Origin of the sequence: Falsirhodobacter sp. 1013 (genome assembly GCF_051195255.1) — a bacterium.
Lineage (GTDB): Bacteria > Pseudomonadota > Alphaproteobacteria > Rhodobacterales > Rhodobacteraceae > Falsirhodobacter.
Window position 1 is genome coordinate 20,791 of the sequence record NZ_JBNJLK010000018.1, and the last position, 24,192, is coordinate 44,982.

A 24,192-nucleotide genomic window follows, 5' to 3' on the forward strand; every position below is an offset into this window, starting at 1 on the left:
CATGACCGCCGCAATCTTCGCCGACGCCAACCGCCGCATCAGCCGCAAGCGCTGGACCGCCTTCGCGACCCTTGGCGCGGTTCTTGCGTATTTCATCTACATCTTCCTTGCCTTCGATGTCGGGGGGCTGGCGCAACGCATCCGCCTGGACAACGCCGCCGTCCTGTTGCGCGACACCTACAGCCACCGCGTGCAGGTCACCCGCGACAACCGGCGGGACGAGACGGTGGTGGCCATCGACGGTGAACGCAACGGCCGCATCCCCGACGGCCGCTGGCCCGACTGGGTGAAGGCGGAAGGCGGCACGACCGAGGTGGAGCTGCGCGGCGGCGTGAAGGTCTTCTACAACCCCGACGACGTGCGGATGGTGATCCCCGATTACGGCACCGTCACCATCGTGCCCGCCAGCAGCGGCATCACGCTCACCACGCCCGATGGCGTGATTCCGGACTGGATCAGCGCTTCGGACACCCGCGTGGGCATCACCCGCCCCGAAGGCCGGCTGACCGTGACAAAGGCGCGGAGCGAGACGTTCCGCTACTTCCTCGGCTGGCCCATGTTCTTCTTCACGACCGAAAGCCCGTTCTACGACATGGGCTGGGGGGAACGGGCGGCCTCCCTCTTTTCGGACGCGCAGGTGGTGCCGGGCACCTCCAACGCTGCGGCGATGTGGAAGGACTTCTGGCACAACACGGCCTGGCGGCACGCCGACGTGGCCTGGGCCATGTTCGAGACGCTGCTGATGGCGTTCCTCGGCACCATGCTGTCGGCCATCGTGGCGACGCCGCTCGCCTTCCTTGCGGCACGCAATTTCGGCCCGTCGATGCCGCTGCGCTTTGGCATCCGCCGGGTGTTCGACTTCCTGCGCGGGGTGGACGGCCTGATCTGGACGATCATCCTCGCTCGCGCCTTTGGCCCGGGGCCGCTGACGGGGGCGCTCGCCATCTTCCTCACCGACACCGGCAGCTTCGGCAAGCTGTTCTCCGAGGCGCTGGAAAACACGGATGACAAGCAGGTGGAGGGGCTGCGGTCGACCGGCGCCAACGCCGTGCAGCGCAACCGCTTCGGGGTGATCCCGCAGGTGATGCCGGTCATCACAAGCCAGATCCTCTACATGCTGGAATCGAACACGCGCGGGGCCACGGTCATCGGCGCCATCGTCGGCGGCGGCATCGGGCTTTTGCTGACGCAGGCGATCCAGACCCAGAAGGACTGGGAGGACGTGACGTACTACATCATCCTGGTCGTGCTGATGGTGATGCTGATGGACACGGTTTCGGGCTGGATCCGGCGGAAGCTGATCAAGGGTTAGTCGGGCGTCACCGTCAGGGTGATCCGGTCGCCGACGAACCAGGTGTGACCATATTCCACCGGCCGCCCTCGGTCGTCCACGTTGATGGAAACCGTGCGCAGGATCGGATCGCCTTCGCGCAGACGCAGGTGAAGGGCCATCGTCGCGGTGGCCCTTTTCGCCGTGAGCCGGGTATCCGACCGCGTGTAATCCTCCACCCCCTGCCGCCGCAGCGCCTCGGTGATGGAGGGTGTTTGCCGCAGGACCTCCAACATGCCGGGAAAGCGGTCGGCCGGCAGGACGCTGCGGAACATCCCCAAGGGCAACCCATCCGCAAGGCTGATCCCCTCCACCGCGTGCACAAAGGCGCCCGGGTTCAAATCGAGCGCCTCCGCCTCGGCCAGATTGGCGCGGCGGGTTTCCATGCTCAGGATCAGGCGCCCCGCTTCCCGCCCTGCGGCGGCCAGGTTCTGCGACAGGCGCGTGCGACGCCCGATCGGATAATCCACGGGCCGTCCTTCCTGCACGAAAACCCCCGCCCCCCGCCTTGCGTGCACAAGGCCCCGCGCCGCCAGCTCGGCCAGCGCCCGCCGCACCGTGTGCCGGTTGACGCCAAAGCGGGCCGAGAGTTCCGCCTCGGACGGCAGTTTGTCGCCCGGGCCGCGCCGCCCTCCGGCTATCTCGGCCGCCAGCGTTTCGGTGATGGAGGTCCAGAGGGGCGTACGTGTCATGAAAGGTTTACCATTGAGGGGCTTGAGCGAAAACGGATCACCCGCTACTTGTCGAGTTGTATATATAACTAGACAAGTTGGCAAGGTGTCGAAATGAATCCTAAGGACCGGCAAGAGTGGATGGGGTTGCTGGCACGCACCGCCCCTGCACGGCTCGCAGAGTTGCTGCCCAACCTGCCGGTGCACCACTCCGCCCGCACCCCCGAGATTGGAACGGTGATGGTGCGGGGACGCGCCGGCGGAACCGGCACCGCCTTCAACTTGGGTGAGATGACAGTGACGCGGTGCACCCTGCGCCTGCCGTCGGGCACCGTCGGACACGCCTATGTGCAGGGCCGTGACAAGGCCCATGCAACCCGGGCGGCCGTCGTGGACGCGTTGATGCAGGACGACCCGCAGGGAACACAGGCCACGATCCTTGCCCCGCTAAGGACGGAGGCCGAGGCCCGGGCCGCCGCGCGGCGCGCAAAGGCCGCCGCCACCAAAGTAGAGTTCTTCACGCTGGTCCGGGGAGAAGACTGATGGACGACATCTTCGCAGGCGGTTTCATCGACCCGCCCCGCCAGTCGGCCGATGCCTTCCGGGCCGCGCTGGACGCCATGGCCCGCCCCGGCACCCGCCATGCCATGGGGTTCGCCGAGGCCCCCGCCCCGCTGTCGGCCGCTGCGGCCGTTCTGGTGCTGACGCTGACCGACACCGGCACCCAAGTGCATCTGGCGGGCGCGCATGACACCGACGCGATCCGCCGCTGGATCGGGTTCCACACTGGCGCGCCGATCTGTGACGCCGCACATGCCCAGTTCGCCATCGGGACGTGGGACGCGCTGCACCCGCTGGACCGGTTCGGAATGGGCATCGCGGAATACCCCGACCGTTCCGCCACGCTGGTCGTGGAAATCGCGGGCTTTGGCGCTGCCACCCACCGGCTGACGGGGCCCGGCATCGACGGCCATCTTGATGCCCATGTTCCCGGCAACCGTCCGACGCGTTTCCCGCTGGGTCTGGACCTGTTCCTGACCTGCGGGGACACGCTGTCGGCCCTGCCCCGCACCACCCGGCTGGAGGCCCTTTGAAATGTATGTTGCCGTCAAGGGTGGCGAGCGTGCCATCGACAACGCCCATGCCTGGCTGGCCGAGGAACGTCGCGGCGATCCAGCCCTTCCGGAACTGACCGTTCCACAGATCCGGTCGCAGATGACGCTGGCCGTCAACCGCGTGATGGCCGAAGGCTCGCTGCACGATCCGGACCTTGCCGCGCTGGCGATCAAGCAGGCGCGCGGCGACCTGATCGAGGCGATCTTCCTGATCCGCGCCTATCGCACCACGCTGCCGCGCTTTGGCGCGTCGGCTCCGGTGGACACGGGAAGGATGCAGGTCAGCCGCCGCATCTCGGCCACGTTCAAGGACGCACCGGGTGGCCAGATCCTGGGGCCGACCTTCGACTACACCCACCGCCTGCTGGACTTCGCGCTGATGGCCGAGGCCGACGCGCCCGCTGCCCCGCAAGCGCCGGCCGACATCCTGGAGACGCCCCGCATCCTGTCCTTTCTGGATCAGGACGGGCTGATCGAACGGGCGGCGCCCGACGACACCATCCCCCGTGACCTGACGCGGGAACCGTTGGAACTGCCGGCCGACCGGGCCCTGCGCCTGCAATCCCTGACCCGCGGGGATGAGGGGTTCATCCTCGGCCTCGCCTATTCAACGCAGCGCGGATACGGACGCAACCACGCCTTTGTGGGCGAGTTGCGGATCGGCACCGTGGCGGTCGAACTCGACATCCCCGAGCTTGGCTTCGCGGTCGAGATCGGTGAGATCGAACTGACGGAATGCGAAACGGTCAACCAGTTCACGGGCTCCAAGACCGAACCCCCGCAATTCACACGCGGCTATGGCCTGACCTTCGGCCAGTGCGAGCGCAAGGCGATCTCCATGGCTTTGGTCGACCGCGCCTTGCGCTGGCAGGAACTGGGCGAGGACAATGTCGGCGCCCCGGCGCAGGACGAGGAATTCGTCCTGTCCCATTGCGACAACATCCAGGCGACCGGCTTCCTCGAACACATCAAGCTGCCCCATTACGTCGATTTCCAGGCGGAGCTGGAACTGATCCGGCGCTTGCGCACGGCCGCACAGCAGGAGGCTGCGGAATGAAGGACTACAACTTCGCCTATCTGGACGAAGACACAAAGCGGATGATCCGCCGGGCGCTGCTGAAGGCCGTCGCGATCCCCGGCTATCAGGTGCCCTTTTCCAGCCGCGAGATGCCGATGCCGTACGGCTGGGGCACGGGCGGCGTGCAGGTGACGGCGGCCTGCCTGAAATCCGACGACGTGCTGAAGGTCATCGACCAGGGCGCCGACGACACGACGAACGCCGTGTCCATCCGCAAGTTCTTCCAGCGCACGGCCGAGGTGGAGGTGACGGAACGCACGCAGGACGCCACCATCATCCAGACCCGCCACCGCATCCCCGAGGCGCCCCTGCAAGCGGGCCAGATCATGGTCTTCCAGGTGCCCATCCCCGAACCCCTGCGTTTTCTGGAACCACGCGAAACCGAAACCCGGCGCATGCACGCGCTGGAGGATTATGGCCTGATGCAGGTGAAGCTTTACGAGGACATCGCCCGGCATGGCGAGATCGCGACCGCCTACGCCTATCCGGTGAAGGTGGAGGATCGTTATGTCATGGACCCGTCGCCCATCCCGAAATTCGACAACCCGAAGATGAACAACAGCCCGGCCCTGATGCTGTTCGGGGCGGGTCGCGAACAGCGGATCTACGCCTTGCCGCCGCACACGAAGGTCGAAAGCCTCGATTTCGAGGACTTCCCCTTCGTGGCTGGCAAGGCCGACCATCCCTGCGCCATCTGCGGATCCACCGACAGCTACCTTGACGAGATCATCACCGACGACGCCGGCAGCCGCATGTTCGTCTGTTCGGACACGTCCTTCTGCCGGGAAAGGAGTGCGCCATGACCCCCCTTCTGCAAGTCCGCGGAATCGAGAAGCGCTATGGCACCCGCATCGGCTGCACGGACGTGAGCTTTGATCTCTGGCCCGGGGAGGTGATGGGCATCGTCGGCGAGAGCGGGTCCGGCAAGTCCACGCTGCTGTCCTGCCTTGCGGGGCACCAGCCTTCGGACAAGGGGGAGGTGATCTTCGACGGGCGCGACGTGCTGAAGCTGAGCGAGTCCGAACGTCGCCGGCTGGGCCGCACCGACTGGGCATTCGTCCACCAGAACCCCCGCGACGGGCTGCGGATGAACGTCAGTGCGGGGGGCAACGTGGGCGAACGCCTGATGGCTGTCGGCGCGCGCCATTACGGCAACATCCGCGACACCGCCGAGGATTGGCTGCAACGAGTGGAAATCGGCGCCGACCGGATCGACGACCGCCCCCGGCAGTTTTCCGGCGGGATGCAGCAGCGGCTGCAGATCGCGCGCAACCTTGTCACCGGGCCGAAGCTGGTGTTCATGGACGAACCGACGGGCGGGCTCGACGTGTCCGTTCAGGCGCGGCTTCTGGACCTGCTGAGGGGCCTCGTGCGGCGCATGGGGCTGTCGGCCATCATCGTCACGCATGACCTGGCGGTGGTGCGGCTGCTGGCCGACCGGCTGATGGTGATGAAGGGGGGGCACGTGGTGGAACAGGGGCTGACCGATCAGGTGCTGGACGATCCGCAACACGCCTATACCCAGCTTCTCGTTTCGTCCGTATTGCAGGTGTGACCATGATCGAACTTCGGAACGTTTCCAAGACCTTTACGCTGCACAACCAGGGATCGGCCGTGATCCCCGTGATGACGGACGTGTCGCTGTCCGTGTCCGCAGGTGAATGCGTCGGGCTGAAGGGCGCCTCGGGCGCAGGCAAATCCACGCTGATGCGGATGATCTGGGGCAACTACCTTGCCGCCAGCGGGACCATCACGGTTGCGGGCACCGACGTCGCTCGGGCCGAGCCGCGCGAGATCATCGCGCTGCGGCGCGAACGCATGGCCTATGTCAGCCAGTTCCTGCGCGTCGTCCCCCGCGTGCCGACGCTGGACGTGGTGGCCGAACCGCTGATGGCCTTCGTTACCGAAGATCAGGCGCTGGAGGCCGCGCGTGGCCTGCTGACCCGTTTGCGTATTCCCGAACGGCTCTGGGGCCTGTCCCCGACCACCTTTTCGGGTGGGGAGCAGCAGCGCGTGAACATCGCGCGCGGCTTCATCCGGCAGGTGCCGGTGATGCTTCTGGACGAACCGACCGCCAGCCTCGACGCGCAGAACCGCGAAACGGTGCTGTGCCTGATCGAGGAGGCAAAGGCCCGCGGCACCGCCATCGTCGGCATCTTCCACGACGAGGAGGCGCGCGACCGCGTCTGCGACCGCCTGATCGTGATGGGCGCATGAGGATCTTCGCCGTCGTCGGACCTTCGGGCGCAGGGAAGGACACGGTGATCAACGCCGTCCGCGCCCGGCGGACGGACCTTGCCATCCTGCGCCGCATCATCACCCGCCCCGAACGTGACGGCGACGAGCCGTTCGAGGGGGTAAGCGACGCCGCCTTCGACGCACGCCACGCGGCGGGAGACTTCGCCCTGGTCTGGGAGGCGCATGGCCTGCGTTATGCCATCCCGAAGCCCGACCGCGGCCCGGTGATCTTCAACGGCTCGCGCAAGCAACTGGCCGAGGCGGCGCGGGCGTTTCCCGGGCTGGAGGTGATCCACATCACCTGCCCCCCGAACATCCGCGCGCAGCGCCTGGCGCAGAGGGGCCGCGAAACGGCCGAGGACATCGCACGACGCCTGACCCGCGACGCGTCTCTGCCCGACGGGCTGATCGTGCACGAGATCGACAATTGCGGACCGCTGGAAGACGCCGTGGCGGCCTTCCTTGCAATCCTCGACGGTCGGGCTGGATGATGACGCAGAAGATGGAAACGGGCGGCCTCATCCTCGCTCCCCAAGCAACTTTCGGTGCTGGGTTCTGCGGTCCGAACGGTGGCCACAGCCTCCAGAGCCTGGTTGTGTGGGCCGGTCAGGGCGATACGGAAGGCGAACCCGTCCATCACTTGGGCCCGGACCCCCTCTCGATCCGGAGTGCGCGTCGGCGGCTGATGGATCGCGTCTCCCTTCGCCAGTTTTCCTTTCCCTCGCGACCCCTTATCGCAGCCTTGACACATCTCCGTGGCACGATGCGCGGCTCTACGATCCAGGACAAGACATGACCGAAACAGTCTTCACGAATGCCAGACTTGTGCTGGAAAACGAGGTGCGCGCGGGCTCGCTGGTGGTGCGGGACGGGTTGATCGCGGAGGTCGGGGACACTTCCCGCACCGGCATCGACTGCGAAGGCGACCTGATCGCCCCGGGCCTGATCGAACTGCACACCGACAATCTGGAGCGTCACATCCAGCCGCGTCCGGGCGTGGACTGGCCGCATTCCGCCGCCATCGTCGCCCATGATGCGGAGCTGGCGGGAACCGGCATCACCACCGTGTTCGATGCGCTTCGCGTGGGCTCCATCGGAAATTCCACCTATCTGCGCTATGCGCGGGATCTGGCGACCGAGATCATGGGCATCCGCCCCCACCTGCGGATCAACCACCTGATCCACCTGAGGGCCGAAGTCTGCTCCGAAACGCTGGCCGAGGAACTTGACGAGTTCGGCCCGGCCGACGGCATCGGCATCGTCAGCCTGATGGACCACACACCCGGCCAGCGCCAGTTTCGCGACATGGACAAGTTCGCGCAGTATTCCATGGGCAAGCGCGGCATGTCCCGCAGCGCGTTCGAGGCGCATTGCGCCACCCTGATCCGCCTTCGCGACCTGCACGGCACCGCGCACGAGGCCGCCACCGTCGCCGCCGCCAACCGCTGGGGGGCGGTGCTGGCCAGCCACGATGACACGACTGCGGAACATGTCGCGACCTCTGCCGGCTATGGCATCCGGCTGGCGGAATTCCCGACGACGCTGGAAGCGGCGACCGCCAACCGCGCTGCGGGCATCCGCAACATCATGGGCGCGCCGAACCTGATCCGTGGCGGGTCCCATTCGGGCAACATCGCCGCCCGCGACCTTGCGGAGGCGGGCCTGCTGGATATCGTCAGCTCCGACTATGTCCCCGCCGCGCTTCTGACTTCGGCCGTGCATCTGGGAACGCTTTGGGGCAATCTCGCGCAGGGGTTCGCGACCGTCACCGCCACCCCGGCCGCCGCCACTGGTCTGACGGATCGGGGACGTCTGTCCGCCGGCCTGCGGGCCGACCTGATCCGCGTTTCCATGCCGGGGGTTCAACCCTATCTGCGGGAAACCTGGGTTTCCGGACGCAGGGTGGCGTGATGAAACTCGCACCCACCCCCACGCTGCACCAGCCCATGGCGTTGACAAACTCCAACCTTGGCTCGTGCACGGAAGTGGGCGCCGACAGCGTTTTGACCCACGCGATCCGTGGCCATTATTCCTCTTGAGGGGCCCGCTGCGACATCGCCAACGCCGGGATCGGCAAGTTCGCCAACATCGCGTCGGGCGTGCGGATCGGGCCGACCGATCATCCGCTGGACCGTGCCAGCCTGCACAATTCCATGTATCGCTCCAGCTACTCCTGGGACGACGCCTTGGACGATGAGGCACTTCCCGCGGCACGTTCTGCGCGCCTGACCCATATCGGCCACGACACGTGGATCGGCCATGGTGCGATCATCAAGCCCGGGCTGACCATCGGCGATGGAGCGGTGATCGCGGCCGACGCGGGCGTGACGCATGATGTGGCCCACTGCACCATCGTTGCTGGCCTGCCGGCCTTGTTTCTGCGCCGCCGCCTGCCGGAAGATCCGGTCGCCCGACTGCAGGCGTTGGCATGGTGGCACTGGCCGCATAACCACCTGCGCAATGCTCTGGAAGATTTCACGCTTGTTCCCTGTGCCCGCGTTTCTGGCCAAATATAAGGCAGTCCGACGGCTTGAGTGAGATCCTCACGGTCATTGCAAGGAGAGTTATGAGATCCATGGAGGTGGTGACGAACAAGGCTGCCCGCCTTTTCAAGAAGCCTACTCGTCACTATAATGCTTGAGGTGTTGATGCGATGGAAGAGGAACGTGCGCTTACCGCCTTCGCGGCACTGTCGCAAGAAACGCGGCTGCGCATCATGCGGCTGCTGATCCAGACGGGTCCGAAGGCATGGCAGCATGCAACCATGAGCGTCTCCGCATAAGCAAGCCCGAAGCTGCCCGTCACGGCACGACGAACTGGCCGTCCTCCAATGATGCCCTTGGGCGGCGCGGGTCGCTGCTGATCTGGCTCGACAAGGACATGGTGTGGCTGGCCCCAAGGCGGGGCGGCCCGGCCACCCGTCGGTGGTCTTCGATGCGGCCATCCAGTTCTGCCTGATGGTGACGGCGCTGTTTAGCCGGCCGCTTCGGCAGACACCGGGGGTGGTGCTCAGAATTCTGGAAATGGCAGGGCTCGACTGGCCGGTGCCGGACGTCTCCACCCTGAGCCGACGGCAAGGAACTCTGGTGGTCAACGTATCCAACCGACGCGTGTCAGGGCCCATCATCGCCTTGTCTCTGATGGAATTTTCTGGATCGCACGGGTTTGTTGCGCAAATCCTGTGATGGCCGGAGCGACCCTTTTGCTGGACAGACTTATCCTGCGCGTCGCGTGAGCGGCGTGCCGGGGGCGGTGAAGCGGTTCAGGATGGCCGCCCGGATCTGAAGCTCGGCGACTTGCCGGTCGAAGTAGCCCGACATGACGCTCGCCCAGCAGCTTGAAGCAGCTCATCCTTGTCTCGACCAAACATCGTCGATGGCGGGCGGTTACGCTTCCAGATGGTCAGGCCAAGGCGGCGGCAACTTTGCAGCGCGTCGTTGCGGGTCGTTGCTCCTGCCCTGTTCCTTCCAAGGTTTACCGTTCTTGCAGGGCGGAAAGACCGCTGCCGCCCCGCGCGACGCGATGGCGGCATGACAGGCGGGGGTGTCATAAGCACAATCCGCTGTGACCCTGTCCATGGGCTGATCATCAGGAATCTGGCCTAGAAGGTCGGGCAGAATAGGCGCATGGCCAACCTGGCTGCCGGTGACCTCTGAAAAAACCTTGTGCGAGATTGCGTTCTTAAAGGCAAGCGAGGAGCCTCTCTGGCCTGCTCCGAAGATCACCATCATGCCCTTCAGCACCCATTTCAAGAGGTCTATTGGCAAATAACAGGCATCTTGTGCTTGGGTGTCTGATCGCACGGTTTGATGGTGCGATCCTTTCGTTGGAATGGAAGGATGCCCTATGGGCCGTTCGTCACGGCAGCGCCGCGGCCATGCAGTCTGTCCGAGCAGCGATACCGCGATCGCAGGCGCCGCTCGCGCAGCGGAGCCGGGAGTTGGGGAGTGAGGAGGAGCAGAAAACGATCCGGTGAATCGTTTTCCCGACGACCCCCAAGACCGTTTCGAAGTGGTGCGGGCGGGCAAGCGTCGAGGACATGAAGATCGGGCCGTCGGAGCCGCGCTCGACGGTTCTGTCCAAGGCGGAGGGGGCGGTGATCGCGGCGTTCTGGCACCCTGCGCGGCTGCCACTGGATGACGGCCCTTATGCCCTTCAGCCCTCCATCCCTCACCTGACGCGATCGGCACTGCATTTCATGTCGGGGGAAACGGTCCACCGGACCGTTTCCTGATCCCTCCTCGCCTGCAACTGATCAGCCCCACCTGAGTGGTCCAGTTTGAAAGTTAGTGCACGACCGGCCTTTGGTCCATCGAGATGAAGGTTTCCGGAGCCGGCAAGCGATAGCCCAATGCGCTGTGTGGTCGTTTTGTGTTGTAGTGCTTTCTCCATCGCTCGATCAGGATTTGGGCTTCGCGGAGGCTGTAGAAGACTTCCCCGTTCAGCAGTTCGTCGCGGAAGCGGACGTTGAAGCTTTCGCAATAGCCATTCTTCCAAGGCGATCCCGGTTCGATGTAAGCCGTTTTTGCGCCGACCGCCCTGATCCAGTCCCGGGCGGCCAAGGCGATGACCTCCGGGCCGTTGTCGGAGCGGATAAAAGAGAGCACGCCGCGCAGGATAAACAGGTCGGTCAGCGCATCAACCACGACGGTCGAGTTCAGCTTGCGCCGCACCCTGATCGTCAGGCACTCGCGGCTGAACTCGTCGCCGAGCAGCCTCGGAACCGGCACACCATCTACTCCCGGCCGATGCGCTTCGACATGATCTGCGAGGCGAATGGCATTGAAAACCGACTGACGAAGCCCAATCATCCATGGACCAATGGTCAAGTCGAACGAATGAACAGGACGATGAAAGACGCAACCGTCAAACGCTTGCACTATGACCACCATGATCAACTGCGGACGCATCTTGGCGACGTCATGGCCGTCTGAAGCTTCGCGCGCAGGCTCAAGACCCTCGGCGGCCTCACGCCCTACGAATACGTCTGCAAGATCTGGACAGAAGAGCCGGACAGATTCATCCTGAACCCGATCCACCAGATGCCAGGACTGAACATCAAAGGAATTCGGCGCCATCATGGCGCCGGAGGGTCTGCGCCTGATCCCGATGACCGCAGTGTTTACCTTGGATGCCGAACAGCTTCGTGAATGCCGCGGTGCATAAGCTGGACGGACAGGGCCGTCCGGGCTGCATCCGCACCTACATGTGATAACGCGGCACCGCTCCTCAGCCGACCAGCGCCGCCCGGACAAGCGCGTCCAGATCCGGATCCGGCCGATAACCGAGCGACAGCGCCACGTCCTGGTCCACGGGCGGCATCGCGCCGAACAACCGCTCCAGCGTCGCATCATCACCCCAAGTGACCCGCAACGGGTATCCGCCCAGCTTCGCAGCCGCCTCCGCAACCGCGCCGACGGATGCACGCAGCACCGGAAGCTGGACCACGGACGGGCCACCTTCCGTGGCCAAGGCGTGAAGGATCGCGGCCACGCAGCAGTCGCGCGACATCCACCAGCACATGGCCGTTTCCGGAACCGGACAGGCATAGGCCTCGCCGCGCGCCGCGTGCTGGATGACGCGGCTCATGAAGGCAGAGCCGTGGCCCGTCTCCGTCATCGGGCGCGCCACGAGTCCGGGCAAGCGCAGGCTTACCCCGGACAGCGCCCCGCGCCGGGTCAGATCCGACAGCAGGAGCTCGCCCATCAGCTTGTGCACCCCATAGCTCATCTGCGGCGAGAGCGGCGTCTCTGGGGTGACGGGCGTAAGGCCCACATCCCCGTAGACGGCAATGGAGGAGGCGAAGACAAACCTGCCCCTTGCCCGCTGCATCAGCGCGAAGGTCGCTTCGGCATTCGCTCGCCAGCCCAATTCGGGCCGCGTCTCGGCAAACGATCCCGGCACGGAGGCAAGATGAACGACCGCATCCGGCTCCTCGGTGAATAGCGTGTCGATGAAGCCGGCATCGGTCAGGTCGCCGGGACGTTGTTCCACCCCCTCCGCCGGTGGCAGCGTGATGACGCGGTCCACCAGCACCAGCCCGTGCCCCGCCGCAGCCAATGCCGCAACCAGCCCCCGGCCCACATAGCCGTCCGCACCCGTGACGATGATCTTCATGTCCGTTTCCCTTCAACTGCCATCGGCGATCAGCGTGCCGCCATCCACTACGATCGTCTGCCCTGTGACGAACCCGCCCGCAGGCGACAGAAGCCATGCCGCGGTTCCCGCAACCTCGCCGGGCTGTCCCGGCCGCCGCAGTGGCGTGGCTTTCATGCGTGCGGCCATGAACACCGGGTCGGCCAGCAGCCTCGCCGCCAGCGGGGTGTCGATCAGGCCGGGACAGATTGCATTGGCGCGCACGCCATGCGGCCCCCAGACCACCGCAAGATTGCGCGCCAGCTGCGCCAGTGCGGCCTTGGTCATGCCATAGACCCCGAGGACCCCATTGCCGCGCATCGCGGCGATGGAGGCCATGAGCACCACTGTCCCGCCGCCGCGGGCCGCGATTCCCGGCACCAACGCCTGCGCCAGCGCCAGCGGAGCCAGCAGGTTGATCTGGAACACGCGCGAGACCTCCTCGGGTTCAGCCGGGCCACGCGGCCCTTCGATCCCCGCGTTGAGCACCAGATCCGTGACAAGGAAATCCTCCGCGGCGCGCGCCAGATCGGCCACCCCCTTCGCGGTGGACAGATCGGCCCGCACGCCGGCATCGAGGTCGGACCTCAGCACCTCGGCGCCCTGTCCGGCCAGCATGTCGCACAGCGCCCGTCCAAGCCCGCCGCCCGCCCCGGTCACCAGAACCCGGCGACCGGAGAGGCTGAACGGACCGCTCATCCCCGGTCCTGGATCGCCTGCCCCAGATCCGGCTCATACTCCGCCGAGACAAGCACGAACAGCATCCGGCAGGTCTTGCCCGACCTGTTGGCCCAGGCATGGTTGGTGCCGCGCTGAATCACCACGGTCCCCGGGCGCAGGACGGTTTCGCCGTCATCGACAACCAACGTCATCTCGCCGTCGATGACGATGCCGTAATCGACGGATTCCGTGCGATGCATCAGCGGATGGGGTGCGTCCTCCCGCACGGTTGAGGCGTGTCTCTCGCCGATCTCGGTGAAGGCACCGCTCATCTTCGCGGCACCCGTCTTGAGATAATCTTCGGTGTCCGGCGGGATGTCGACGAAACGGATCCGGGTACCTCCGGGCGGCGGCGAAAGGCTCACCGGACCGGCGACGGGATCGCCCTCGGTGATCGCAATCACAGGCGCGGCAGGAGTGGACCAGACCTCGTGGAACACCGTCCCCGGCAGGTTCTTCAGCGGATGAACATGGGCGAGCGCCTCGTCCTCGACAATGATTGCCGTACCGTCGGCCCGGTGCCCGGTGACGACGCGGTGGATCGGGGGTAAGGATGTCATGCATGACCTCTTTCGATGACGGATGTCAGTGTTGCTGCCGCGCGGTGCACGACGGAGGCGTCAGATTGGCTCAACCAAGGCGTGTAGCGCGCTCGTCATGATCTGCGCGTGTTCGCGCTGATCGCCGCCGTTGATTTCGATCTCGCCCAGGCGGCCGGAGTCTTCCACCACCCGGCGGCAGCGCTCCCACCGCCGGGCCTCGAACATCCCGAGGGCCTTCTGGAGGTCGGGGGTCTTCGCGAGACTTTCGGCCAGAACCACCGCGTCCTCGACCCCGATGCAGGCACCTGCAGCCAGATGCGGGGTTGTCGCATGCACAGCATCCCCGATCAGCACGACCCGGCCTCGATACCACGGACGCGGCAGCAGAAGCTGTTCCAGCGGCCGGTAGACGATCTGGCTGTGGTCGCCCAGCTCCTCCCGCACCTGCGACAGGATCGGCGAGGGAAATGCCGTCAGCAGCTCGCGGAGCGCGGAGACGAAAGTGCCGGGATCCACGAAAGCGTTGCTGGGGCGGTTCTCGGTCACGAACAGATAGGCCTCGTCGCGACTGACAAGGTTCAACCCTGCCTTCAGCTTGCCCGAAATCCACATTGTCGGCCGCTCGATCCCGGCCGGCAACGCCACCACGGCACGCCACACGGCCTGACCAATGAAGCGCGGCGTGGGGGCCTCGGGGAAGACCGCCCTGCGCGTTGCGGAATACAGTCCGTCGGCACCGACCACGAGGTCATACCCGCCCACACTCCCGTCGGAGAAGGTGACGCGCACCACGTCGGGGCCGTCCTCGATGCTGCGAAAGCTTTCGCCCAGGCGGACCGGGATGCCGGTCTTGCGCACGGCATCGCGCAGAAGCCCCGCCAGCACAGGACGCATGACCGCGCCGCCACCCGCGAGGCCGGGACCTACGTTTGGCGTCGGCATCGACAGCACGACGCGGTCGTCCAGGGGGGATCGCATGTCCACCCCGTCCGTCACCGCGCCGACGGCAAGATAAGCGTCATAGATGCCGATCCGCTGCATGACCCGCAAGGTCGCGCCATGCAAGCTGATCCCCGCGCCGTAGCTTCGCCAGTCAGGGTCGATCTCGACGATCTCGACGGCATCGCCCGCACGGGCGAACTCCAGCGCCGCGGTCATGCCGGAAAAACCGCCCCCTATGATCAGTATTCTCCGCGCCTTGATTTCTACGGTCATGGCTCCCCCCTTCTGATGTTGCGTCACGCCGCCCTCCCTGGCAGCGCGTGGTCAATGTTTTTCCGGCCCGCCAGAGGGGAACCACTTCTCCCGGTGCTGGAACAGGAATATCTGCGCCGCCTCCGGGCCCGCTTTTGCTTCCCGCGGGGTCCAAGTGCTGTCGTGCTTGTCCATGTCGGCGTCGTATTCGAAATGGCAGCCAAGCGGACTGTTGAAATACCAGAACCAGTTCGACCCGAACTTGTGTCTCCCCGGACCCCAGAAGCTCTGGTAGCCCTTGTTCACGAAACGCGTCCCGGCCAGCATCATCTCTGTCGGCCCCCCCATGTGGAAGGCGAGATGCTCGCAGCCCTTCATGTATTCGGGCGTCTGGATGAAGAAGTGCGTGTGGTGATCCTCGTTCGCCTGCGGGCGCAGGAACGGCCCGGCGCCGGTCAGGACATCCGTGACCTGGAAGCCGAGGCGTTCGCAGTAGAACCGCGCAGCGCCCTCGATGTCGGGCACGAACAGCACCACATGGCTGAGCGACCGGGGCAGCGCGGGCATCCCCTCCCAGACGCCGATCTCGTTCGGCGCACGCTGGGCGGGCGATCCGGGAGCGTTGATCTTCTCCGCCGGCATGTCGAGGACACGCCGCGTGCTCACCTGGCAGCGCAGTTCGAAACCATGATCGTCCTTGAACTCGATCGCGCCGTCCGCCAGCCGCGTCACGCGTCGGTCGCGACCGATCTCGGCCTCGATCGCATTCAGCGCCGCCGCATTGGTGACGCCCAGGATCTGCTGCCGCAGCATCGTCGCCGTCGGAAGCGCCGGCGGAAGTCCGGGGTCGTTTCGGTGGCGGATGATGATTCCGGTGCCGTCCAGCGCCTCGAAGGTACCGCCCTTCTCCGTCACGTCGACGGGTGTCAGGCCCCAGTCCGTCAGGTACTCCTTGCACCCCGCGACATCGTCCACGCCAAACACCAGATAGTCCGGTCCGATGATATCCATTTGCTTCTCCCTCCCGAGGAATGCCTGCCCTCCGGCAGGTCGTGCCGCGTCAAATTGCCGTCCGCCCGCCCAGAGTCTCGGCCAGCCAGTCAGCGATCCAGGCGCCGGCATTGGACGGGTTGTCGAAGCTCGAATGCTGGACGCCTCCCTCGCGGTCGGTGAAGATCTTGAGCTCGCGCTTCGGACTGTTGATGAGCTGGTCATAGGTACGATGCGCCCATTTCAGCGGAATCTGGCTGTCCTTCTCCCCGTGCGTGACGAGGAAGGGCACCCGGATGCGGTCAAGAATGCCGTCGAGGTGGACGTTCTCGGCGATGCGCATGAAGTCGTCCAGGTCCTTCGCGCCCCAGACCCATTCAACATGCTCCCAATAGTGCGGCACGGGGAAGTTGCCTTCCTTCTCCAAGCGCCGCTGCTGGACGTGCCGCCAGTCGTGGTTGGCGCCCCAGACGGCACCACAGGCGAAGCGGGGTTCGAACGCCACGGCCCGCGGGCAGTAGTAGCCGCCGAGCGATACGCCTTCCATGCCGATCCGCTTCGGGTCGATGTCGTCCCGGGTTTCCAGCCAGTCCACCACCTGCGAGGCCCAGTGCTCGCTGTCGAAACGGGCGCGCAAGTCCTGCAGGCGGATCGCCTCGCCGGTGCCGGGCTGATCGACGATCAGGCTGGCGATGCCGCGCTTGGCCAGCATGGCGGGAAGGCCGACGAAGTATTTCATCTCCTTCGTGCTGTCGAGCCCGTTGACCTGAACCACGACCGGCTGCCGTCCTGTCACGCCTTCGGCGCGCACGTAAAGGGCGGAGAGATAGGTTCCTTCATACGGGATCTCGACACGCTCGCAATTGGCGCCAGACAGAGTTATGCCAAGGATGAAGAGGTCGAGGGAACGCTTGTAGAGCGCCAGCCGCCCCGGCGCGCCATGCCCCTGAAGGCGCTCGGCGGTCGTAAGGTACACGGAGGCGCGCAGATACTTTTCCCCCGCGGAGAGCATTCGGCCGTTGTCCTCATCCTCCTGCGCCAAGCCATACAGCTTGTCGCTCATCTGCCGCCAGGTCTCGGCGAAGGCCCGAACTCCCTCGGCATCCGGAGCGTTCGAGGCATCCATCAGCGGAGCGCACATCTCCTCGATCTCGCCCATCTTGGCACCGCTCTCGATGGCTAGGTCCACCGACAGGTTCCACACGTAGTTTTTAGGGAAATATTTGAACATAGCTCCTCCTCCACCCGCAGTCGCGCCACAGGCTCTTGGTGCGAAGGTATGTTCCTGATTTATATTTTTGAAATTGATTCATTCAATCTGAAGTATTCGCCGAATATGTATGTACGGTTGTAGGTGAATTGCCAACTCCTGCGCCGGATGGCGGACCGTCGACGACTTGCCTTCGGTGCAAGCGTTCGCCAGACCGAAAGGTGGCCCGGCTTCAGAGAATGGCGCCTCGCCACCTCGTTTACTAAAGCACCCTCAACAACCCTCTCGGCCGCCACCTGCCCCTTCACGGCATCGGATCACGGCCGCTTTGGCCGCCGAAGGCCCCAGAAAACGTCGATCGCCATCGAGACGTCATCCGGTTAGTGGCATAATCTCCAATGAGTATTGACCGATGTGACCGGCATTGTTGCAGAACTTTGCTTGCCGCAGGATGCACGCGCTCGATCTGGTCGGCTCGGCGTCCTCGCCTGAGCAAGCCCAAAGCTGCCCGTTACCGCGCGAACTGGTCCTCCTTCGATGATGCCCTGGGGCGGCGCGGATCACGGCCGATCTGGCTCGACAAGGACATGGTGTGGCTGGCGACCAAGGCCTCGCGGCCTGGCCGCCCGCCCGTGTTCTCCGATGCGGCCATCCAGATCTGCCGGATGGTGAAGGTGCTCTTGAAGCTGCCGCACCAGGCGCTCTACATCAAGCAGAGGTTCATTATGATGAATTGCGATGAATTGAACGAGGCGATGGGGAAACACAGATCGCCAATTTCCGCCGCGATGACGTTCCCATCGACACATCATCGTCCAGAACGGTCAAGGGAGATAACAAACCGACAGATGCAGGCCGGAGCAATGTCATCGAGCTGAACGCTGCCCTTGAGGCCGCCCGGCAGGAAAATGCCAAACGCTAAGTGCGGGGCGGATAGTATAGGCAAACGCCCCTTTCGCCGCACCGGCCGACCTCCACAATCAAGCCGACCGTTTAGCGGCCTGATCTAGAATGTCTTGTCGCGTCTGGTTCAGTCCCGCCCGCATGACCATCATCGCCAGACGTTCCAGCGCCAGAACCAACTGGCTGCCTGAAGCGAAATCAGGTTTCAGGAAGCGTCACGCGCCGCTTTTGGGCTTCCGCCACCAGCGCGGGCCAGATGGTTGGGTAAAGCTCCACCCCCTCCGTAGCCGCGCGACGCGACCGCTGCAGTGCCGCCTGTCCGGGCAGGCGCACGGGCCGCGCGGGATCCCGAGGGGGCGACGAGAGGCAAGCGTCGACCAGCCAGCCGGTCTGGCGAAGGAACAGGTCGCTTCCGCCGAACGCCTCAGGATCGTGGACAAGGATCGTGACGGCGCAGTTGGTCCCGACAGGATGATCCGCCCGTCCGTAGCCGGCAAGGCCTTGGGTCAGGGCCTCCACCGACAGGGCCATACCATAGCCTTTCTGGCCGTGATCCAGCCCACCGGTCGGCAGAAGGGTGCCGCCCTCCGTCACCACGGCCGGATCGGTGGTCGCGCCGCCGGCCGCGTCCATGATCCACGGGTGGTCATAGACGCGCTCTTCGCGGATCATGCGCTGCGCCATGTTGACCGTGGTGATGGAGGCGGAGATGTCGATCAGGATCGGATCTCCCGGCGTCGGGATCCCGTAGGCCACGGGGTTCGGCGTGAACACGCCCTTCAGCCCGCCAAATGGCGCCACCTGCGCCCCCGAGGGCGAAGACGACGCGATGGAGATCATCAGTCCTTGGTCCGTCGCCTCGGTCAGATAGGCCGCCAATGCACCGATGTGATGGCTGTCGGCGATGGTCAGGGTGCATGTGCCGTGTTGCCGCGCCCGGTCGCACGCCACCCGCACCGCTTGCGACACCAGCCAAGCCCCAGGCAGACGACGGCCGTTCCACAGGATAGCGGCACCCCGATCCGACCGGACCTCATGATCACCTTTCTTGGTCATGACGCCGTCGTCGATGCTTTGCAGATACCACGGGGCGAGGGCCAGACCATGTGTCGTGTGTCCCATTACGTCGGCTTCGACCAGGTAATGCGCGACGGCCTCAGCCTTCTCGGCCTCCAGCCCTGCGGCGAGGAAAAGGTCGGTGGCAAAGCGACGAAGCAGCGCGACAGCGTGCATGTAATGATCCTTCAGTTCAGGACACGGGCGGGACGGCGGCCGGCCAGCAGATCCTGCATGTCTTCGATGTTCATAAGGCCAACGTTTTCCAACGCTTCCACCGTGTCAGCGCCCGAATGAGGCATGAAGATCGCGTTCGGATGCGTGAAGATGGGGTGGGACGTATCCGGCGGCTCCACCACATAAGCGTCGATCGCCGCACCGGCGAGTTGGCCGCTCGCCAGTGCCTCGTGCACCGCGTCCAGATCCACCACCTCCCCCCGGGCGAGGTTGAGCAACCGTGCCCCTGGCTTCATGCGGCTCAGGCGCTTGGCGTCGATCAGGGCGGCGTTGTCGGCCCCGCCGAACACGTGCAGGGACAGGTAGTCGCTGCGGGCCAGCACGCCGTCCAGATCCAACAGGTCAATCCCGTGCTGCTGGGCAAAGGCCACATCCGGATAGGGGTCCGTCGCCACCACCTTCATGCCCAAACCCAAGGCCAGCAGTGCCAGCTTGCGTCCGATATTGCCCAAGCCGACGACGCCCAGCGTCTTGCCGCCCAGCTGCACTCCTGCCTTTCGGTCCCACCCGCCCGAGGTGACGGAGACGTGGCCCTGCGGGATCTGCCGTGCCATCGCGAACATCATTCCGATCGCAAGCTCTGCCACCGCGTCCGCGTTCGCGCCTGGCGTATTCGCGACGGGCAGGGTGCGGGCGGAACAGGCCGGGATGTCGATGTTGTCAACACCCACGCCATGCTTCAGCACGCCTTTCAGGCGCGTAGCCCGATCCAGCACCTCTGGGCTGGGACCGATCAGCCCGACGACGAAGAAGTCGGCATCTCCAATCTGCTCGGCCAGCGTGACGGCGTCCGCGCAGCGCACAAGGGTCCAACCCAGTTCGTCCAGCCGTGCGGCGACGCGGGGTGCGGTGCCAAAGCCGGGGGATGTCGTGACGATCTTCACCATGGGAACCTCGTGGTGGCTTATTCTTCGAAAGCGTCGACGCGCTTCTTGCGGATAGAGGGCAGGATCATCAGGATCAGGCACAGGGCGGCAATCGCCAGCAGCGTCGCGGAAATCGGGCGCGTCAGGAACACCGTGGGGTCACCCCGTCCGGTCAGCAGAGCCCTGCGCAGGTTCTCCTCCAGCATGGGCCCAAGGACGAGGCCCAAGAGAAGGGGCGTCGGTTCACAGCCCAGCTTCATGAAAACATAGCCGAGCACCCCAAACCCCACCATCAGCAGGACGTCAAACGTGCTGTTGCTGACGGTGTAGACGCCGACGCAGCACAGTGCGACGATAATTGGGAACAGGAAGCGGTAGGGGACAGAGAGAAGCTTCACCCAGATGCCGATCAGCGGCAGGTTCAGGATCACCAGCATCAGGTTGCCCAGCCACATGGAGGCGATGAGCCCCCAGAACAGCACAGGCTCGTTGGTGATGATGTTGGGCCCCGGCGTCACACCGTGCAGGATCAGTGCACCCATCATCATGGCCATGGTCGCATTGGCGGGAATGCCAAGGGTCAGCAGCGGAATGAACGAGGTTTGTGCCCCAGCGTTGTTCGCGCTTTCCGGCGCGGCAACACCCTCGATCGCGCCCTCGCCGAAGCGTTCCGGCGTGCGGGACAGCTTCTTTTCGGTGACGTAGGCGGCGAAAGCCCCGATCGTGGCGCCGCCACCCGGCAGAACACCAAGGAGGGAACCGATGCCTGTTCCTCGCAGCACGGGGCGGATGATCGCCTTGAAATCCGCACGGCTGAGCATCAGGGAGCCTACACTCTTAACCGAGGTCGCGCGCGATGATTCATCTTCGAGGTTCTGGCAGATCTCGGCCAGACCGAAGAGGCCCATGGCGATGGCCACGAATTCCAGTCCGTCCAGCAGCTGCGGCTGGCCAAAGGTCATGCGGGCGGCCCCGGTATAGATGTCCTGCCCCACCAGTCCCAACATCACGCCGATTACGATCATCGCCAGCGCCTTCACGATGGAACCGGAGGCCATGGTGACCGACGCGATCAGCCCCAGCACCATAAGGGAAAAGTAATCCGCCGGACCGAAGCTGAGAGCGGCTGCGGCCAGCACTGGCCCCAGTGTCGCGATCACCAGCGTGGCCACCGATCCCGCAAAGAAGGAGCCGAGCGCCGCCGTCGCCAGCGCCGCCCCGGCCCGGCCCTGCCGCGCCATCTTGTAACCGTCCAGCGCCGTCACGACCGAAGACGCTTCCCCCGGCAGGTTGATCAGGATCGCGGTGGTGGAACTGCCATACTGGGCGCCATAGAAGATGCCGGCCAGCATGATCAGCGCGGTGACCGGATCCAGCCCGAAGGTCAGCGGCAACAACATGGCGATGGTCGCAACCGGTCCAAGGCCCGGCAGCACGCCAATCAGCGTGCCGACCAGCGCCCCGAGGAACCCATAGGACAGGTTGGTGAAGGTCAGCGCGGTCGCGAAACCAAGGCCCAGATCGGAAAGCAGGTTCATGGGGCCCCCTTCAGGAACGTCAGCCAGGTGCCAACAAAACGGAACGGAAGATCCAGCGCTTCGGCGAAGATGAGCCACGCCCCGAGCGCAGTCAGCACACCGAGGGCCAGACCGGGCAGCGGGCGGAAGTCACGGCTGGCCGCCGCTGCAGTCACTACGGCACCGAACACGGCGAGCGGCAAACCCAGCGGCACCAGCGCGAGGGCGAAGAAGACGCCGGCGCCGCAGATGACCAGCATGCGGCCCCAGGCCAGCGGGGCCGCCGCGGTCTCCACGCTCGCCTTGCGCACGCCGTTCAGAATTGTCACGACCGCCAGCACCGTAAGGACCGCGCACAGGACCAGCGGAAAATATCCCGGCCCCATGCGCAGCGTCGAGCCAAGCGGCAAGCGGTGCGCGCCGTAGGCAAAGATGCCCGCGACCAGCAGGAACAACAGCCCGGAAAGAACGTCCCTGTTCCGAAGTATCATCTCGGTCCGCGTCATGGTGGTCCTTTGGCAGGTGAAAACGAAAAACCGGTGCCGCAGGACGGTACCGGTCAAAGAGGCAGATTACTTGTTCATCCCGTACATGCCGAGCTCACGGATAACACCTTCGGCCATCTTGCTGTCGGCGCGGGCCAGTTCGGCGTAGCCGTCGCTGTCGCGGTAGTCGACAAACTCCCCCATCTCCTTCATGCGGGCGATGAACCCGGGATCCTCGAACGTTTCCTTCAGTGCCGTCGTGAGAGCGGCCCGCACATCCTCGGGCAGGCCCTTCGGCGCGATGATCCCTTTCCAGGACGACCATGTGAAGTCGACACCACTTTCAATGGCCGTCGGCACGTCCGGGAACTCCGCAATCCGCTCGGCCTCCATGACGAACAGGGGCGTCACGGCGCCGGATTCCACATGGGCACGGGCTTCGGCCGGCGTTGCGGTGACGGCGTCGATATGCCCGCCCGCGCAGTTGGTCAGCGCTTCGGACGCGCCACTGAAGGGAACGTTCTCGAACGTTGTTCCAGAGGCGCGGCCGAACGCCTCCACCGAAAGATGGTTCGCCCCACCAGAGCCGGAATTGCCGATCAGCACCATGCCGGGGTTTTCCTTGGCATAGGCCAAGAATTCCGCGGCGCTGGAGAAGGGGGCGTTCTTGCACGCCAGCACGACCTGCAGGTTGCGCGCCATGAGTGCCAGGAAGTCCACATCGTCAATGTTGTATGTGGTTGCCCCATAATGCGGCAGAAGGGCAATGGGTCCCTGCGCGCCGGTTCCAAGCGTGTAGCCATCAGGCGTTGCTTTCAATGCCTCGCCGGTACCGATGCCGCCGCCGCCCCCGGGAACGTTGCGAATGACCACTGTTGCGCCCGGGATCTTCGTTTGGAGCGTTTCGGCCATGACCCTCATCGACAGGTCTGTGCCGCCCCCGGCGGCATAGGGCACGATCACCTCGATGGGTTGCTCAGGATAGCTTTGGGCATCGGCGGAAAAAGCCACAACTGTCCCGATCGCTGCCAGTGCAGCGACGCTGTTTCGCATCGACATGTAAGTCCTCCCAAACGTCCCGACCCTCCCGCCAGAACACTAAGATTAAGTGTCATGCTTTACGATGCTCTTGTCAATACACGATTCAATAACACACCTAAATATATATAACCGTATGAAATTGCTTGTAAATGTTTTATAAGTTTAATTGGACAACTTTACAAGCTTGCACGTTGTCATGTTGAAGTCAGTCTCGGCATGGCCATATAGACCTGAGCCAAAGGCAAGCGTTCTGTTCCAGCAGCGCGGCCAGCCAGTTGGTCAGTCACGCTCTGCCGCGTTCGTCGGTGTCCGCCGCGAAGGGATTCAGGCCGTAGCCTCGCCGATGCATACGGGCGCGTAGCTGCCACCCATCCGGCCGGATTCCGGCATTTCCGCGATCAGCACGGCCGCCGAAACCGGACCGTTGCCGGGGATGGATCGAAGAAGCCTTGCCTTGTTGGCCGACGCTTCCTCCCGTGCGATGACACATCCAATCTGGCGCTCGAGATCACGGATCTGGCTCTCCAGCATGGTTTTGAGGGCATCATCCAAACCCTCAGCCGGCGGGAATGTCCTGCTTCTTGCGGGCCGCGATCTGCGCCAAAAGCCGCTTGCGCATCCCGACGATCTGAGCGCGTCGCGTGGTCAAATTCCCGCGAATAGGGAAGTTATCATCTGGCAAGGTCAGTCCGGCTTCCGGCCGGAACAGCAGGAACTGGCCATCGAGTTCCGCGTCTATCCGATCCGTTTTGGCCCGCGTCCCCCGAGACATCGCAAGAGCCTTGATCTAGGGTCAGGATTCCTAACCAGTAGAGGACGGTTGCGGCGAGGGCGATGGCTGAGAGGAAGACTTCTGGACAGCGG

The 24,192-nt window shown here is 64.8% G+C and carries 26 protein-coding genes and 7 pseudogenes; 16 read left to right on the forward strand and 17 right to left on the reverse strand.

All coding sequences use genetic code 11. The annotated features are described in order from the left end of the window. Position 1: 1 nt before the first annotated feature. Complete coding sequence (gene phnE / locus ACSHZY_RS16475; RefSeq protein WP_435170985.1) at positions 2 to 1,312, forward strand: phosphonate ABC transporter, permease protein PhnE; 1,311 nt, start codon at positions 2 to 4, stop codon at positions 1,310 to 1,312. Here phnE and phnF read toward each other — a convergent pair. After that, positions 1,309 to 2,022, reverse strand: a complete 714-nt coding sequence (gene phnF / locus ACSHZY_RS16480) for a phosphonate metabolism transcriptional regulator PhnF (protein WP_435170986.1) — start codon at positions 2,020 to 2,022, stop codon at positions 1,309 to 1,311. The genes phnE and phnF overlap by 4 nt on opposite strands. A 93-nt stretch (positions 2,023 to 2,115) precedes the next feature. Between phnF and phnG the strand changes: the two genes are divergently transcribed. The 12 genes and pseudogenes from phnG to ACSHZY_RS16540 all read left to right on the forward strand — a co-directional run. Further along, complete coding sequence (gene phnG / locus ACSHZY_RS16485; RefSeq protein WP_435170987.1) at positions 2,116 to 2,544, forward strand: phosphonate C-P lyase system protein PhnG; 429 nt, start codon at positions 2,116 to 2,118, stop codon at positions 2,542 to 2,544. Further along, complete coding sequence (gene phnH, locus ACSHZY_RS16490) at positions 2,544 to 3,095, forward strand: phosphonate C-P lyase system protein PhnH (protein ID WP_435170989.1); 552 nt, start codon at positions 2,544 to 2,546, stop codon at positions 3,093 to 3,095. Before phnG ends, phnH begins: the two co-directional genes overlap by 1 nt. A 1-nt stretch (position 3,096) precedes the next feature. Next, positions 3,097 to 4,173, forward strand: coding sequence for a carbon-phosphorus lyase complex subunit PhnI (locus ACSHZY_RS16495; RefSeq protein ID WP_435170991.1), 1,077 nt, complete (start codon positions 3,097 to 3,099; stop codon positions 4,171 to 4,173). Further along, a complete protein-coding gene (locus tag ACSHZY_RS16500) occupies positions 4,170 to 4,997 on the forward strand; it encodes an alpha-D-ribose 1-methylphosphonate 5-phosphate C-P-lyase PhnJ (protein ID WP_435170993.1) in 828 nt (275 codons plus the stop codon). Before ACSHZY_RS16495 ends, ACSHZY_RS16500 begins: the two co-directional genes overlap by 4 nt. After that, positions 4,994 to 5,749 carry a phosphonate C-P lyase system protein PhnK gene (gene phnK, locus ACSHZY_RS16505; protein WP_435170995.1) on the forward strand — a complete coding sequence of 252 codons (756 nt, stop codon included), beginning with the start codon at positions 4,994 to 4,996 and terminating at the stop codon, positions 5,747 to 5,749. The genes ACSHZY_RS16500 and phnK overlap by 4 nt, the downstream gene beginning before the upstream one ends. Positions 5,750 to 5,751: 2 nt before the next feature. After that, a complete protein-coding gene (phnL, locus tag ACSHZY_RS16510; protein WP_435170998.1) occupies positions 5,752 to 6,411 on the forward strand; it encodes a phosphonate C-P lyase system protein PhnL in 660 nt (219 codons plus the stop codon). Further along, positions 6,408 to 6,923: an AAA family ATPase gene (locus tag ACSHZY_RS16515; protein WP_435171001.1), complete on the forward strand. Its 516-nt coding sequence runs from the start codon at positions 6,408 to 6,410 to the stop codon at positions 6,921 to 6,923. Before phnL ends, ACSHZY_RS16515 begins: the two co-directional genes overlap by 4 nt. Positions 6,924 to 7,224: 301 nt before the next feature. Continuing rightward, positions 7,225 to 8,343 (forward strand): alpha-D-ribose 1-methylphosphonate 5-triphosphate diphosphatase, encoded by a 1,119-nt coding sequence (locus tag ACSHZY_RS16520; RefSeq protein WP_435171004.1) that lies wholly within the window; start codon positions 7,225 to 7,227, stop codon positions 8,341 to 8,343. Continuing rightward, a complete protein-coding gene (locus tag ACSHZY_RS16525; RefSeq protein ID WP_435171006.1) occupies positions 8,343 to 8,471 on the forward strand; it encodes a hypothetical protein in 129 nt (42 codons plus the stop codon). The genes ACSHZY_RS16520 and ACSHZY_RS16525 overlap by 1 nt, the downstream gene beginning before the upstream one ends. A 114-nt stretch (positions 8,472 to 8,585) precedes the next feature. After that, on the forward strand, positions 8,586 to 8,948 hold the full coding sequence (locus tag ACSHZY_RS16530; RefSeq protein ID WP_435171008.1) for a hypothetical protein: 363 nt from the start codon (positions 8,586 to 8,588) through the stop codon (positions 8,946 to 8,948). Positions 8,949 to 9,085: 137 nt separating this feature from the next. Continuing rightward, positions 9,086 to 9,178, forward strand: a pseudogene (locus ACSHZY_RS16535) (transcriptional regulator); the annotation flags it as partial. Positions 9,179 to 9,210: 32 nt separating this feature from the next. Then, positions 9,211 to 9,557 (forward strand): annotated as a pseudogene (locus tag ACSHZY_RS16540) (transposase); the annotation flags it as partial. Between the two features lie 90 nt (positions 9,558 to 9,647). Here the strand turns inward: ACSHZY_RS16540 and ACSHZY_RS16545 are convergent. Next, a pseudogene (locus ACSHZY_RS16545) lies at positions 9,648 to 10,085 on the reverse strand (transposase); the annotation flags it as partial. A gap of 224 nt (positions 10,086 to 10,309) precedes the next feature. Between ACSHZY_RS16545 and ACSHZY_RS16550 the strand changes: the two are divergent. Then, positions 10,310 to 10,627: pseudogene (locus ACSHZY_RS16550) on the forward strand (hypothetical protein); the annotation flags it as partial. Between the two features lie 91 nt (positions 10,628 to 10,718). Here the strand turns inward: ACSHZY_RS16550 and ACSHZY_RS16555 are convergent. Then, positions 10,719 to 11,138: pseudogene (locus tag ACSHZY_RS16555) on the reverse strand (integrase core domain-containing protein); the annotation flags it as partial. Positions 11,139 to 11,186: 48 nt separating this feature from the next. Between ACSHZY_RS16555 and ACSHZY_RS16560 the strand changes: the two are divergent. Then, positions 11,187 to 11,582 (forward strand): annotated as a pseudogene (locus tag ACSHZY_RS16560) (integrase core domain-containing protein); the annotation flags it as partial. Positions 11,583 to 11,661: 79 nt separating this feature from the next. Here ACSHZY_RS16560 and ACSHZY_RS16565 read toward each other — a convergent pair. Genes ACSHZY_RS16565 through ACSHZY_RS16595 form a run of 7 tightly spaced genes read right to left on the reverse strand, consistent with a single transcriptional unit; the run spans position 11,662 to position 17,531 of the window. Then, entirely contained in the window at positions 11,662 to 12,549 is an 888-nt protein-coding gene (locus ACSHZY_RS16565; RefSeq protein ID WP_435171009.1) for an NAD-dependent epimerase/dehydratase family protein, read from the reverse strand. Between the two features lie 12 nt (positions 12,550 to 12,561). Continuing rightward, positions 12,562 to 13,266 carry an SDR family NAD(P)-dependent oxidoreductase gene (locus ACSHZY_RS16570; RefSeq protein WP_435171010.1) on the reverse strand — a complete coding sequence of 235 codons (705 nt, stop codon included), beginning with the start codon at positions 13,264 to 13,266 and terminating at the stop codon, positions 12,562 to 12,564. Continuing rightward, the gene (locus tag ACSHZY_RS16575) at positions 13,263 to 13,847 is read right to left on the reverse strand and encodes a cupin domain-containing protein (protein WP_435171012.1); all 585 of its coding nucleotides are present in this window, start codon (positions 13,845 to 13,847) and stop codon (positions 13,263 to 13,265) included. The genes ACSHZY_RS16570 and ACSHZY_RS16575 overlap by 4 nt, the downstream gene beginning before the upstream one ends. 60 nt (positions 13,848 to 13,907) lie before the next feature. Continuing rightward, a complete protein-coding gene (locus ACSHZY_RS16580) occupies positions 13,908 to 15,071 on the reverse strand; it encodes an FAD-dependent oxidoreductase (protein ID WP_435171014.1) in 1,164 nt (387 codons plus the stop codon). A 24-nt stretch (positions 15,072 to 15,095) separates the two neighbouring features. Then, the gene (locus ACSHZY_RS16585) at positions 15,096 to 16,034 is read right to left on the reverse strand and encodes a VOC family protein (protein ID WP_435171015.1); all 939 of its coding nucleotides are present in this window, start codon (positions 16,032 to 16,034) and stop codon (positions 15,096 to 15,098) included. A gap of 49 nt (positions 16,035 to 16,083) precedes the next feature. Beyond that, positions 16,084 to 17,244, reverse strand: coding sequence for an alpha/beta hydrolase family protein (locus tag ACSHZY_RS16590; RefSeq protein ID WP_435171017.1), 1,161 nt, complete (start codon positions 17,242 to 17,244; stop codon positions 16,084 to 16,086). 59 nt (positions 17,245 to 17,303) lie between these two features. After that, positions 17,304 to 17,531 carry a transposase gene (locus ACSHZY_RS16595; protein ID WP_435171018.1) on the reverse strand — a complete coding sequence of 76 codons (228 nt, stop codon included), beginning with the start codon at positions 17,529 to 17,531 and terminating at the stop codon, positions 17,304 to 17,306. 180 nt (positions 17,532 to 17,711) lie between these two features. Between ACSHZY_RS16595 and ACSHZY_RS16600 the strand changes: the two are divergent. Next, positions 17,712 to 17,915 (forward strand): annotated as a pseudogene (locus tag ACSHZY_RS16600) (transposase); the annotation flags it as partial. 409 nt (positions 17,916 to 18,324) lie between these two features. Here ACSHZY_RS16600 and ACSHZY_RS16605 read toward each other — a convergent pair. From ACSHZY_RS16605 to ACSHZY_RS16635, 7 genes are all read right to left on the reverse strand, one after another. Continuing rightward, positions 18,325 to 19,359, reverse strand: a complete 1,035-nt coding sequence (locus tag ACSHZY_RS16605; RefSeq protein WP_435171021.1) for an Ldh family oxidoreductase — start codon at positions 19,357 to 19,359, stop codon at positions 18,325 to 18,327. A gap of 11 nt (positions 19,360 to 19,370) precedes the next feature. Then, the gene (locus tag ACSHZY_RS16610) at positions 19,371 to 20,306 is read right to left on the reverse strand and encodes a phosphoglycerate dehydrogenase (protein ID WP_435171022.1); all 936 of its coding nucleotides are present in this window, start codon (positions 20,304 to 20,306) and stop codon (positions 19,371 to 19,373) included. A 17-nt stretch (positions 20,307 to 20,323) separates the two neighbouring features. Further along, complete coding sequence (locus tag ACSHZY_RS16615) at positions 20,324 to 21,823, reverse strand: tripartite tricarboxylate transporter permease (protein WP_435171024.1); 1,500 nt, start codon at positions 21,821 to 21,823, stop codon at positions 20,324 to 20,326. Next, the gene (locus ACSHZY_RS16620; protein ID WP_435171025.1) at positions 21,820 to 22,308 is read right to left on the reverse strand and encodes a tripartite tricarboxylate transporter TctB family protein; all 489 of its coding nucleotides are present in this window, start codon (positions 22,306 to 22,308) and stop codon (positions 21,820 to 21,822) included. The genes ACSHZY_RS16615 and ACSHZY_RS16620 overlap by 4 nt, the downstream gene beginning before the upstream one ends. Positions 22,309 to 22,374: 66 nt before the next feature. Further along, positions 22,375 to 23,199 carry a Bug family tripartite tricarboxylate transporter substrate binding protein gene (locus ACSHZY_RS16625; protein ID WP_435171026.1) on the reverse strand — a complete coding sequence of 275 codons (825 nt, stop codon included), beginning with the start codon at positions 23,197 to 23,199 and terminating at the stop codon, positions 22,375 to 22,377. A gap of 453 nt (positions 23,200 to 23,652) precedes the next feature. Beyond that, a complete protein-coding gene (locus ACSHZY_RS16630) occupies positions 23,653 to 23,880 on the reverse strand; it encodes a hypothetical protein (protein WP_435171028.1) in 228 nt (75 codons plus the stop codon). 4 nt (positions 23,881 to 23,884) lie between these two features. Next, the gene (locus ACSHZY_RS16635; RefSeq protein WP_435171030.1) at positions 23,885 to 24,100 is read right to left on the reverse strand and encodes a hypothetical protein; all 216 of its coding nucleotides are present in this window, start codon (positions 24,098 to 24,100) and stop codon (positions 23,885 to 23,887) included. Positions 24,101 to 24,192: the final 92 nt, after the last annotated feature.